This is a genomic window from Streptomyces sp. CB02400, assembly GCF_001905725.1.
GTDB lineage: Bacteria > Actinomycetota > Actinomycetes > Streptomycetales > Streptomycetaceae > Streptomyces > Streptomyces atrovirens.
In genome coordinates, this window is the sequence record NZ_LIWB01000001.1 from 1,073,452 (window position 1) to 1,085,279 (window position 11,828).

The following is an 11,828-nucleotide window of genomic DNA, read 5'->3' on the forward strand; positions in this document are numbered from 1 at the left end:
TCCCGGAACGGCCGTTCCCCGGCTCCGACCCGGACCGCGCACGCGGGTGCCGACGGCGCGGTGCGTCCGGAGCCGTCGGCACGGAGGCCCGCAGTCGCCCGGCCCCGGAACCGAAGGCGGTACGGCATGTTCCGCTGCGTGGGGCGGAACAACACAGACATGTCAAAGGGAACGCGCTCGGCGCTTGCCGTTGTCCTTCTGGTCTGGAGCCTGTTCGCCTTCCCGTGGTTCGACAAGGGCTGTGACATCGCGGAGGCGTACACGGCAGTCATCAGGTACGGGGTGCCGGAAGGGCTGGAGCCACTGCCGGCTTGCTACGGCTGAGGGGCTGCCGGGCAGTTGTCGTCGGCACCGGGACCCATCGCTTCCTCCGTGGACGCCCCGGTCACTTCTTGGACTTCTGGAGTTTGGCGGCGGGGAGGCGCTTCCTGCCCATCTCGATGATCAGACCGGCGGCCTTGAACGTGAGGTTGAGGGCGACGGTCTCGGGAACCTGCTGGTCGGGGCCGAGGTGTCCGGTGATGTAGTCACCCATCCGGACATCCGGGTCCAGACGCTTGAGGACCATGTAGGCGATGGACTCGGCTTCGACCTCGTTACGCGCATGGTCTTTCCTGGCGTCTTCATCCGAAAGAGGCCGTGAGCTCCGGTCGGGCCAGGTTTCCCCGGGACCCGCGCCGAGATGTCCGCAGAACAGGTGTCCCAGCTCGTGGGCGAGTGTGGCGTACCGGTCCAGCAGAGGCGGGTTCCGGTTGACCTCGATCTCGAACAACGTCGCGTAGGCCTCCGGTGGGTCCCCGGGCCTGCTGCCGGGACGCTCGACGGAACCGCCGGACCGGCTGCGGTACGTGCGTCCGTAGGAGGAGGCCCCGTGATCGACCAGGGTGAGCCGGATGCCCAGGGGCGCGAGGTTCGTCACGGTGTGATGCCAGACCGCGAGGACTTCCTTCTCTCCGACCGCAGAGGACACCGACGCCGGGGCGGTGATCACCTTGGGCAGAGGCAGGGCTCCGGGCAGGGCCTCGGTGTCCCCGACGTCGTACACGAGCATGTACGGCCCACGGGGCTGGAAGATCAGCAGTGGCTCGGCGCCGGGCTTGAGCACTCGCCGGTACTTCGACATCCATTCCGATGAGGACAGGACGTAGCGGGCCCCCGGCTTCTGGATGTGGACCACCATCGCGTTGAACGGCGCGTACCGCTTGAACCGGCCGACGAACTCGAGCATCTGCAGGTAGTCCGAGGACGAGCGATAGCGCTGGGCGCCGCGGACGAGGTCGTCGATCGAGGCCTTGGCCAGGTCTGCCTGGGAGACCTCGGTCTCCTCGTCCCGGAACAGATCGAGCCCGTGCAGCACGCTCACCGGTTCTTCGTGCTCGAGGGGGATCTCGCGCAGCCGCTTCCAGTCCGCGAGTTGTCTCCCGGCCCAGCCGGGCTCGACCATGTGCGCGAACGACAGCAACCCGGTCACATGGGCGTCCAGCTCGGCCAGGTCCTTGAAGTCCTGGTGACGGCGATGCTGCTCGATGCCGAACGACGCGGCCCCTCGCACATGCTTGGTGACGCGGCGCTTGTACTCGCGCGTCAGGCGAGGAGCGGGACCGTCGACGAGGATGCCCAGCACGCTGCGGCGTGCACCGGGGCGGGCCACATAGGTCTTCTTCGCGTTGAGCCTCATGCCCAGCGGCTCCAGGGCCTTCTTCACTCCGGCCACGAGACGGTCGACGTCGTCGTGGTGGACGAGCCCACGGCTGGAGAAGTACATGTCGTCGCTGTAGCGGGTGTAGCGCAGCCCCAACGACTCGGCCTGGTGGGTGACGACGGCGTCGACCTCGCGCATGACGATGTTCGACAGGTACCCGCTCGTAGGAGCGCCCTGGGGCAGAAATCCCTCACGGGTGTGCTGGTGGACCAGGCTGGGCCGGCGAACGGAGAACTCCTGTCCGGTGGCCTCCAGGTACACGCTGCGCCACCCGGTACCACGGTTCGGCCAGGTCTGGTTCGGCCCGGGCGGCGACACGGTGACCAGCCGGGTCGTGGTGTACGTGTCCAGGGTGCGACCGATGCGACGCAGGCCGATCCTCCGACGGCCATTGCCGCCCTTCACGAGACCGACCCGGTACTCGTGCCCCGTCGGGCGCATCCGGGCGTCCTTCAGGGTGGCGTGGATGTGCCGTTCCCGGATACTCCCGAAGAAATCGGCTATGTCCAGGCGGATTACGGTGTGGGCTCGCAGATGGACGGCGGCGCAGTCCACGACCGAGCGACCACGCCGGTAGGCGAACGCTGCCGGGTGCGGCTGGAACCCGGCTGGAAGGGTCTCCAGACGGGCCAGGATTTCCTGCTGTATCCCGGCCAACCGTGGGATTGGGGCGTGCAAGGTCCGCAGCCCGCCGCTGCGCTTGGGGATCCGGTGCTCGGTGTACGGGTGGATCGAGCCGCTGACCACCGCCTTGAGGAACTGATCTGGGGTGAGGTCCGCGAAGTCGTCTGTCGCCGTCACCGAACCGCCCCGTCTCTGCTGGTGAGATGCAGCCGACGAGCCTCACCTTGAGTGGTTGTGGCTTCGCCACGACCACGGAGCGGGCGGTCCGCTGTGTCCCTCCGCCACCCTGTGCAAGCACAGGGCCCGATCCCCGGCACCCGGTGTGATCAGCACCGAGGTGCCCCGGACCGGAGGGCCCATCGCAAGGGATGGGTTCCTGAGACCCGCCGACTGCGTTGTGCCGGATCGTAACCTTCCTACGAGTCGAACTCCCAGGCGGGTCCTTGATGACACACCGGACTACGGCGCTCCTCGTTCCCTCCGGCAGCACGACGACGGCCGCGCCCTGTGCTTCCGGTGCGAGACAGCGAACGGCAATGGCCACAGGGGCTACGACGCGGACGCACAGCCCGTCGGATCAATCCTGTCGACCGGCTCGGCCCGAACTGCCGCTTCCCGCAGGTGGTGGCCGCCGGCCCGGACGGCCCGCCCCCTGAAAGGACTCCGGGCGAGCCGGGTACTCCCCACACCTGGGACGACAGCCCCTGGTTGCCCTCGCCACACGCAGAAACACTGAGTGGGCCGAAGCCACCTGCTTCTGACGGATACCAGGCCCTGTGACAAGGAGTTCCTCATGCAGCGGCGGACAGTCCTGCTCCTCGGCGCCGCCTTGGCGGTGTCCCCGGCCGTCGAGGCGCACGCGCATCCGGACCACCCCACGGCACCCGGTGGAACGCCCCCCGTGGAACACGGGCCCTGTCGCAGGGGGTGGCGGCGGCTCGCGCCGATCGCGAGCGGACCCCGGCAGGAACACAGCGTCGCCGCCGTCGGCGACAAGGTCTACGTCATCGGCGGCATCGTCCCCCGGGAGTCCGGCGGCGTCACCACCACCGGACGGGTCGACGTCTACGACACACGCCACGGCACCTGGTCGGACGCGGCACCGCTGCCCGTCGAGATGAACCATCCCAATGTGGCGGTGGTCCACGGCCGGATCCACGTCCTCGGCGGGCTGTCCGGCGGCTCCGCATGGCAGGCCCTGCGCGATTGCTTCGTCTACTCTCCGCGGGCCGACCGATGGCGACGGCTGCCACCCGTGCCCGCGGGCATCGAGCGGGGGAGCGCCGCGATCGGCGTGCACGGGACGAAGATCTTCCTCGCCGGCGGTATGCGCGTCCTCGTGCCGGGCGCGGGCGGCCTCCAGGACACGGTGGACACCGTGTCCGCGTACGACGTCGTGACCGGCCGGTGGGAGAGCCTGCCGAGCCTGCCGCAGGCCCGTGACCATGTGGGCGGAGCCGTGGTCGGCGGGACGTTCTATGTGCTCGGTGGCCGGGACCGTGGGCAGGTGAACGTGCGGGACACCGTTTACGCGTTCGACCTGCGCGGCCACCGCTGGTCCGAGCGGGCGCCGATGCCCACAGCCCGCGGCGGCATCGCCGCCGCTGCCGTGGGGACGAGGATCTACACCTTCGGTGGTGAGGGCCGGCACGACGGCGGCAACCCGAACACCGTCTTCGACGAGACCGAGGCGTACGACACCGAGCGCGACCGCTGGCAACGGCTGGCCCCCATGCCGGTGCCGCGCCACGGCACGGCAGCCGTCGCCGTACGCGGAACGATCCACATCCCCGGCGGCGGCATCCAGGGCGGCGCCGGCCCCGTGGACGTCAACGACGCCTATCGTCCCACCCACCGGCAGTGAGTCCCCGCTGACGCCCTGCCACCCGAGGTACGCGGAGGACGCCGCCCGTGGTGCGCGACGACGACATCGTCGCGCACCACGGGCGGTCGGCCTGCTCCTCCGCGGTCACCCACCGGTGAGCAAAGACGCCAGGGCCGTGGCCGTCGCGGGGTGACGGTTCGCCAGCGTGGCACCCGACGGGCCGGGACCGGCTGTGACGTCGGCCCACACTCCGTCACAGCCCAGCAGCCCCGCCACCGCGTCGCACGCCGCCGGGTGCGCGGCCAGCAGGCCCACGCCCGACGGAGCAGGGGCGTCGGGCCGCGCCCAGCCGTCGTCGCAGCCGAGCAGCCCCGCCACCGCGTCGCACGCCGCCGGGTGTGCCGTGAGCAGTGCCGCGCCACGGCGGACCTCGGCCACGGGCTTCGCCCGGGAGGCGGCGAACGGATCCGTCTCCGGCATCCGCCACGGCGGTGTCCACGCGTCCAGTTCCGCCAGCCGGCCCGGGAAGACGCGGCCGGCCTCACGGACCATCAGCGGGGCGAGGTCCGCCGCGCCGGAACGCAGGGTGGTGATCAACAGCGGCAGCCACGGCAGCAGCACCGTGTCCGGCAGTCGCCCGAACGCGTTCGACACCGCCTCCACGACCACGTCCGCCAGCCCCGGCACGGGCTCCAGCGCGTGCACGAAACCGCTGAGGTAGCGCGGGTAGGAGGGCACCACCAGCGGGTTGTCCAGCAGCTCGTCGCACCGCGCCCGCAGCTCGGCCCGGGACAGGGTGCCGAGCTGCACCTGCGCCGCCCACAGCAGTGCCGTCTTCGACGGGTCGTCGGGGTGCGACTGGGCGACCGCGAGCTCCAGTTGGTTCCGGTCGCAGCCCAGCGACAGCGCGAGGCTCTCCATGGAGAACAGGAAGCCGAGCATCGCCGCGACCTGCCCCACCGTCGCGTCCTCGTCCCGGAACGCCGTCGGCAGCAGCGTGCAGTAGTGGGCGTAACCGGTCTTGACGAACGACTCGATCCACGCCGGCAGCACCGGCTCACTGGTGCGGTAGTACGCCAGCAGCGCACGCACCCGGCGCAGCACCTCCGGCGCCCCGTCGACACTCCGCTCGGCGGCGAGCACCTTCAGCGCGTGCGTGCCGAGCTCGTCGGCGAGCCGGCGGCCGCCCAGGTACAGGAGCGTGTCCTCGACGGCCGCCAGCACGGTCGCCGTGGTCGCCTGCGGCCCGTACGCGTCGCGCCGCAGCCGCTGCTCCAGGACCTGTTCCAGGCTGACACCCTCGTAGCCCAGCTCGATCAGAGCCCGCTGGTGCGTCCCGAGCGCCAGGTCCCACGACTCCTGGATCGACCGCTCCCCGAGCCGCCGCTCACCCATGATCGGCCGTGCCGCGCCCTGCGGCAGCAGGCGCCGCAGCATCCACAGCACGTCGGAACACGCCCGCAGTTCCGGCCGGGAGGCCATGTCCAGCAGCGCCCGGCGCACCCCGCGCTGCTCGAGTTTCAGCTCCAGCGGTGCGAGCCGGTCGTACACGTCACGGGCGAGCGGCGGCAGCGAGTCGTACCCGACCTGGCCGATCCGGTCGCCGCCCATCATGATCTCGACGAGGCGCCGCACGTCCCGCCGCCCTGGGACGCTGTCCTTCTCGATGCAGGTGACCGCCGCGTCCTGGAAGTCGTACGGCGTCGGCTTGGCCCGGTCCCGCATGCCGGCCAGCAGGATCGACGTCTCGAAGACGGCGATGGCGTCGGCGGTGGAGGCGAGATAGCCGTTGCGCCGGGCCGCGCGCACGATGTCCACCGACCAGCCGAGCAGCTCGGCCTCGTCGAGCCCGTCGAGCACGGGCGGCCTGCGCAGGAAGCCCGACAACTTGTCCGCGGTGGCGGCGGGTTCCGGCGCCGGGACGACGGCCGCCTTCTTGGCCGCGGACTTCCTCTTCCCGGCCTGGCCCTCCAGCACGTACGGCTTCACACGGGTCCGCTTCAGGCCCTTCGCCCACTCCGTCGCCGCGATCGACACCGAGCCCGCGGCGAGGCCGAACTGCGCCTCGATCGCCGCGTGGCTGGACGGGATCAGCCCGTACTGCCAGGTGGTGGCGGTACGCGGGGAGATCGTGAACGTGCCCGAGCCGCCCCGCACGCCGAACTCCTCGACGCGGCTGGCCGCGTGGAACGCCCCGCACACGTACAGGCAGTCCTCCGGGTCCGTGCCGCTCGCCGCCAGGTGCTCGCGCATCCGGGTCCACATGTACCGCTCGCGGTCCTCGTCCACCCGGAGCCGGGACCCCTCTCCGGGGGCGAGCCGACGGAACAGGCTGCCGATGAGGAACATCACCTGGCGGTAGGTGTCGTGGTCGCTGTCCCCGAGCGGGACCTCGACGTACTGGTGCCACCACTCCGACCAGTGCCGCACCTTGCCGTGGCGCAGCAGATGCTCCTCCAGCTCGGCGAAGCGCGGCCGCAGGTCGCCGATCTCGACGCCGACGGCCTCACCGTGCAGCGCGGCCTCGGCCTCCTGAGGAGGTTCGGCCCCCTCCTGCGCCTGCTCCCCCCTCCTGTCCCACTGGAAGACGTGGTCCGCCGACCGGTCGACGAGCACCAGCTCGACGCCCGGCGTGTCCAGGGCGTACGCGATCGCCTGGTACTCGGCGGACGCCTCCGTGACCGGCGCCACCACCGACAGCGGGGCCCAGTCGGCCGGGAAGCCGTCGACGTCGCCGGCGAACGCCTGCACCGCCACCGGCAGCCTGCAGTTGCGCAGCTCGGTCAGGAGCGGCGCCATGTCCTCGCACAGCTCCAGGTACACCACCTTGGGCTGCTTCTCGCGCAGCCGGCGGGCCATGGCGAGCGCCGAGGCGGGGGAGTGGTGACAGACGGGGAAGATCTCCAGCGGCTCGCGCACCGCCCGGTCGACGTCGTCGACCATGCCGAGGAGGATGCCCTCCAGGGCGTCCGGGCCGCCCGCGAACGCGGCGGCGGCGTCCTGCAGTTGCCCGCGCAGTGACGCGAACGACGTGCTCTCCCGGGACCCGCTCATGACAGGGTGGCGATCGCGTCGCGGCCGCCCTCGAGGAACTCGGGCCAGGAGCCGCCCTCTTCCTTGCTGCGCGGCTCGACGACACCGTGCAGGTACTTGTTGAGGATGGCCAGGTCCTCGGGCTCGCGCCGGGTGAGCGAGCCGACCAGCGAGGAGGCGAGGGCGCGGGCGGTCAGGGTGCGCTCACCGAAGAAGTTGCTGTGCAGGACGGCGTCCTCCAGCACACCGATCTGCTCGGCCGTCGACAGCGCGGACTCCAGCTTCTCGTCGTCGCTGCCGGCCGCGGCGGCGGAGGCGCGCAGGTCGGCGAAGCTCTGCAGCAGCACGTCCAGCAGGGTCGGCGGCACGTCCAGGTCGATCGAGTGCCGGCGCAGCAGCTCCTCGGTGCGGAAGCGGACGATCTCCGCCTCGCTCTTCTTGTTCGTCACGACCGGGATGCGTACGAAGTTGAAGCGCCGCTTGAGCGCGGAGGACAGGTCGTTGACGCCCCGGTCGCGGCTGTTGGCCGTGGCGATGACGGAGAAGCCGGGCTTGGCGAAGACGATGTTGTCGTCACCGCCGCCGCTCTCCAGCTCGGGAACCGAGATGTACTTCTCGGAGAGGATCGAGATCAGCGCGTCCTGGACGTCACTCGTGGAACGGGTCAGCTCCTCGAAACGGCCGATGGCACCCGCCTCCATCGCGGTCATGATCGGTGAGGGGATCATCGACTCCCGCGACTGGCCCTTGGCGATGACCATCGACACGTTCCACGAGTACTTGATGTGGTCCTCGGTGGTGCCGGCCGTGCCCTGCACCACCAGCGTGGAGTTGCGGCTGATCGCGGCGGACAGCAGCTCGGCCAGCCAGCTCTTGCCCGTGCCGGGGTCGCCGATGAGCAGCAGACCGCGGTCGGAGGCGAGCGTGACGATCGACCGCTCCACGAAGCTGCGGTCGCCGAACCACTTCTGCGACACCTCCCGGTCCAGGCCGTCGGCACGCTCGGAGCCGAGGATGAACAGACGGACCATCTTCGGGGACAGACGCCACGAGAACGGCTTGGGGTTGTCGTCGATCGACTCCAGCCAGTCGAGCTCCTCGGCGTACTTGATCTCGGCGGGTGCGCGCAGCAGGTCGGACATGAGAGAAAAGCCTTTCGTACGGTGGTCGAGAGGGACGTGTGACGCCGCTGCGTCGATCAGGTGAGGAACGTCTTGAGTTCGTGCACGAGCTTCTTGATGTGACCGGAGATCACCGGCGTACCGAGGTCCTTGAACTTCTCCCGGAACCACGGGTTGACGCTGCCGCGCCCGGAGCTGGTCACCGAACCCACCGGGATGAACTTCGCCCCCGAGCGGTGAACGGCGGCCATGCTCTCGAACAGCTCGTCGGTGCGCCATTCGTAGAAGTCGGAGATCCACACCACGACGGTGTTGCGCGGCTCGGCGATCTTCGGCTGGGCGAGCGCCATGGCGACGGTGCCGTCGGTGCCGCCGCCGAGCTTGGTCCGCAGCAGCGTCTCGAACGGGTCGTGCGCCCAGGGAGTGAGGTCCAGCGCCTGCGTGTCGTACGCGATGAGGTGGACGTCCACCTTCGGCAGCCCGGCGAAGATGGACGCCAGGATGGTGCAGTTGACCATCGAGTCGACCATCGAACCGGACTGGTCCACGACGACGATCAGCCGCTGGGGCGTAGTCTTGCGGCTGGTGTGCCGGTAGTAGAGCCGGTCGACGTAGAGCCGCTCCTCCTCCGGGTCCCAGTTGGTGAGGTTCTTCCAGATGGTGCGGTCGAGATCGAGGTTGCGGTAGACGCGCTTGGGCGGGACGGACCGGTCGAGTTCACCGACCGTGGCCTTCTCCACCTGGGTGCGCAGCACTTCGGTGACCTCGTCGACGTAACGCCGGATCAGCGCCTTGGCGTTGGCGAGGGCGACACCGGAGAGGTTGTTCTTGTCGCGCAGCAACTGCTCGATCAGCGACATGCTCGGCGTCAGCCGGGAGGCCAGCGCGGGATCGGCCAGCACCTCACGCAGATGCATGCGCTTGACGAGGCCGGCCTCGATGGAGCCCAGCTCGGGACCGATCTCGGGGATCAGACGGCTGAGGTCGGGCGTGGGGCCGCCGAAGCCGGTGCCGGTCGGACTGACGCCCTGCCCGCCTCCCGCGCGGTTGCCACCGCCGCGCAGCTCGCCGGGCCGGCAGCCCAGCGCCCGCTCCAGCCAGCCCGCGTCCGACTGCCAGCGCGCCAGCTGCTCGGCGGTGACGGTGCCGGAGCCGGAGGCGAAGACGTTCAGCAGCACCTTCGACGCGAGCGCCGCGCGCCGCACCTCGGCGGCCCGGTCACGCGCACCGTCCTCGTCCGGCTCGGGCGTCATCAGCCCGTCGAACTCGGCGGCCAGCTCCGGGTGCCGCTGCACCACGGAGTCGACGGACGCCTGCGGGTCCAGCAGCGCGGGCGGCAGGCCGATGTCCTCGACCACGGCCAGACTCGCCGACTCCAGGGACGCCTGCTCCTCGGGGTCGAAGAGACGGGCCAGCAGACGCCAGTACAGCACCTGCCGCCGGTTCTCGTCCGGATCGGGCGCCGGGGTGCCTCCAATGGTCGGCTCGCTCATTTCCGCAGCAGCTTTCCGGCGCGCTCGCGCAGTACCTTCACGGCATCGGTGGCGGCCTTCTCGGCGCGCACGCCGGCCTTGTCGGCCGTACCCCCGGCCCAGGCCCCGGCGTGCACGGCGACGCTCTTCTTCCGCACCGTCTTCTCCACGGCGAGCGGCTGGAGCAGGAACTCCCCGGCGTCCCACCGCAGCAGCCCGACACACGCACCGGACGAGGCGACGACCTCGGGGGTGAGCGGACCGGCGGCCGGAACCCGGTCGGTGTCGACGGCGAGCCGCTGCCCGGCGACCTGGAACGCCACCCCGTTCCCGTCCTCCTCCACGGAGTACCCCTCCAGCAGGACGGGCACGGCGATCCGGGCCGGATGCCGGTCGAGCGGAGCGGTCGCGAAGGCCGCGGCGGCGGGCAGCGCCACCCGCGCGGTGGCGAAGACCTCGGCGGGCTCGCCCGTACGGGCCCGTGCGTCGTCCCAGATCAGATCGCCCTCACCGGTGACGGGCATCGCGTCGAGCTCCATGGCCCGCCCCTCGCTCACGGCGGCCAACAGGGACAGGTGCGGCCGGAGCAACTGCCACAGCCCCGCCCCGACGACGGTGTCGGGCTTCGGCGCGGACACCGAGGCCCGCACCAGCCGCGGCGTGCCACCGTCCGCCGGCTCGAACACCGCGTGCACCTGCGCCTGTACGGCGGTGGCGTGCTCCTGCACGTCGACACCGAGCGGCAGCAGACGACCGGTCGCCCCGCCCACCGCGGGGGCGGACGCCGCACCGGGCAGGGTCAGCAGCATGGCGCGCGACCACAGGTCGGCCCACCGTCGTACGGGAACGTGCTCCAGCGTCGCGCCGGGGCAGGACGCGGCGAGTTCGGCGGCGAAGCCGTCGAGCAGCGTGGCCAGGCGGCGCAGTGCCGGGTCGGGCAGCATGGCGGACACGACGGGCGCGGCACCGGCGATCACCTCGTGGTCGATACCGCGCCAGCCGGCCCGCGCGAGATCGCACAGCCAACTACGGGCGGCGGCACACAGGTTGACCGCGTGTTCCGCCCCGCCGGCCGCGGCCGTGCCGCTCTCCCCGTCCCGCGCCCGCCCGACGGCCTCCTCGGCCCGCAGGAGGAGCGCGTCGTGCACGGAGCCGAGCAGCGCGGTGCGCGCGGCGGCGAGCGCGACGAAGTGGTCCTCGCCGGCGGCCCCGGCGGCCGTCTTCTCGGCCGCCTCGGCGACCCGCGCCGCCAGCGGTGACCCGGCGACGGCCTCGGCGAGCCCGGCCGGCCCGACGGCCTGAGCGGGCCCCGGACGGAGCAGGCCGCCCACGAGAACCTCGTCGAACCCGTCCACGGCCGCGAGGGCCTCGTCGAGCCCGTCGACGGTGTCGTTCAGCAGATCGGCACGCATCACGCCACCGCCTTCGTCGTCGGGAACCACTGCATCTCGGGCAGCGGAGCGGTGTCCGGGGCAAGTTCGAGGTAGGCCAGATGCCGCAGGAACCGGCTGAACACCTGAGCCGCGGCCGAACGGTCGCCCTGCGCGGGCCGCGTGTAGCTCATGGCACTGAGGACGGTGTGGGCATCCGGGTCCTCGCCGGAGACCTCGACCTTCAGATACCGCGCCACGCGCTCGACGCCGTACTGCAGCACCGCCTCGTCGACGAGGGCGCGTATGTGGTTGCAGAAACCCCCGCGCGCCCCGCCGCAGGGCCGGTTGTTGTTGGTGCTGCACGCGAACGCGTACGTCCCCGCCTCGACGGACGACACGTACACCCGCCCGATGTCCGACCCGCTGGACACCACACCCTGCAACCGTCCGTCGGCCAGCTCCACGAACGGCACCTTCGCGAGCTTCCGCGGCCGCGCGGGCGGCACCACCCGCGCCGTGCTCGACTTCTCCCGGACCGACAACGCACCATCTCCCATGCATGCGAAAGGGGACGTCAACGCCAGAACGGCGCGACGGGATCAAGCTATCGGCAGCCACTGACAACGCCCTGGAACATGTGCCGTGCGGGGCCCCGGTGGGGCATGCTGTCCGCAGGGA

At 71.2% G+C, this 11,828-nt stretch carries 8 protein-coding genes; 2 read left to right on the forward strand and 6 right to left on the reverse strand.

Annotated features, from left to right (window positions below; genetic code table 11):
• Positions 1 to 159: 159 nt before the first annotated feature.
• Positions 160 to 324: a hypothetical protein gene (locus AMK33_RS42370; RefSeq protein WP_158075109.1), complete on the forward strand. Its 165-nt coding sequence runs from the start codon at positions 160 to 162 to the stop codon at positions 322 to 324.
• A gap of 61 nt (positions 325 to 385) precedes the next feature.
• On the opposite strand, the gene AMK33_RS04630 is transcribed toward AMK33_RS42370, so the two are convergent.
• Positions 386 to 2,503 carry a reverse transcriptase family protein gene (locus AMK33_RS04630; protein ID WP_073931357.1) on the reverse strand — a complete coding sequence of 706 codons (2,118 nt, stop codon included), beginning with the start codon at positions 2,501 to 2,503 and terminating at the stop codon, positions 386 to 388.
• Between the two features lie 616 nt (positions 2,504 to 3,119).
• Here AMK33_RS04630 and AMK33_RS04635 point away from each other — a divergent pair.
• Positions 3,120 to 4,190, forward strand: a complete 1,071-nt coding sequence (locus AMK33_RS04635) for a Kelch repeat-containing protein (protein ID WP_073931358.1) — start codon at positions 3,120 to 3,122, stop codon at positions 4,188 to 4,190.
• Between the two features lie 105 nt (positions 4,191 to 4,295).
• Here AMK33_RS04635 and AMK33_RS04640 read toward each other — a convergent pair whose 3' ends face one another.
• From AMK33_RS04640 to AMK33_RS04660, 5 genes are read right to left on the reverse strand one after another with little or no spacing between them, the layout of a single operon-like run.
• Positions 4,296 to 7,205 carry a DUF5682 family protein gene (locus tag AMK33_RS04640; protein WP_073931359.1) on the reverse strand — a complete coding sequence of 970 codons (2,910 nt, stop codon included), beginning with the start codon at positions 7,203 to 7,205 and terminating at the stop codon, positions 4,296 to 4,298.
• Positions 7,202 to 8,326, reverse strand: coding sequence for an ATP-binding protein (locus AMK33_RS04645; RefSeq protein WP_073931360.1), 1,125 nt, complete (start codon positions 8,324 to 8,326; stop codon positions 7,202 to 7,204). The genes AMK33_RS04640 and AMK33_RS04645 overlap by 4 nt, the downstream gene beginning before the upstream one ends.
• A 56-nt stretch (positions 8,327 to 8,382) precedes the next feature.
• Positions 8,383 to 9,798: a vWA domain-containing protein gene (locus AMK33_RS04650; protein ID WP_073931361.1), complete on the reverse strand. Its 1,416-nt coding sequence runs from the start codon at positions 9,796 to 9,798 to the stop codon at positions 8,383 to 8,385.
• Positions 9,795 to 11,189, reverse strand: coding sequence for a hypothetical protein (locus AMK33_RS04655; RefSeq protein ID WP_073931362.1), 1,395 nt, complete (start codon positions 11,187 to 11,189; stop codon positions 9,795 to 9,797). The genes AMK33_RS04650 and AMK33_RS04655 overlap by 4 nt, the downstream gene beginning before the upstream one ends.
• On the reverse strand, positions 11,189 to 11,707 hold the full coding sequence (locus tag AMK33_RS04660) for a hypothetical protein (RefSeq protein WP_073931363.1): 519 nt from the start codon (positions 11,705 to 11,707) through the stop codon (positions 11,189 to 11,191). Before AMK33_RS04660 ends, AMK33_RS04655 begins: the two co-directional genes overlap by 1 nt.
• Positions 11,708 to 11,828: the final 121 nt, after the last annotated feature.

Bases quoted from the DNA above. Each gene is read 5' to 3' on its own strand.
- AMK33_RS42370 (WP_158075109.1), top strand. From the start codon at position 160: ATGTCAAAGGGAACGCGCTCGGCGCTTGCCGTTGTCCTTCTGGTCTGG.
- AMK33_RS04640 (WP_073931359.1), bottom strand. From the start codon at position 7,205: ATGAGCGGGTCCCGGGAGAGCACGTCGTTCGCGTCACTGCGCGGGCAA.
- AMK33_RS04645 (WP_073931360.1), bottom strand. From the start codon at position 8,326: ATGTCCGACCTGCTGCGCGCACCCGCCGAGATCAAGTACGCCGAGGAG.
- AMK33_RS04635 (WP_073931358.1), top strand. From the start codon at position 3,120: ATGCAGCGGCGGACAGTCCTGCTCCTCGGCGCCGCCTTGGCGGTGTCC.
- AMK33_RS04650 (WP_073931361.1), bottom strand. From the start codon at position 9,798: ATGAGCGAGCCGACCATTGGAGGCACCCCGGCGCCCGATCCGGACGAG.
- AMK33_RS04660 (WP_073931363.1), bottom strand. From the start codon at position 11,707: ATGGGAGATGGTGCGTTGTCGGTCCGGGAGAAGTCGAGCACGGCGCGG.
- AMK33_RS04655 (WP_073931362.1), bottom strand. From the start codon at position 11,189: ATGCGTGCCGATCTGCTGAACGACACCGTCGACGGGCTCGACGAGGCC.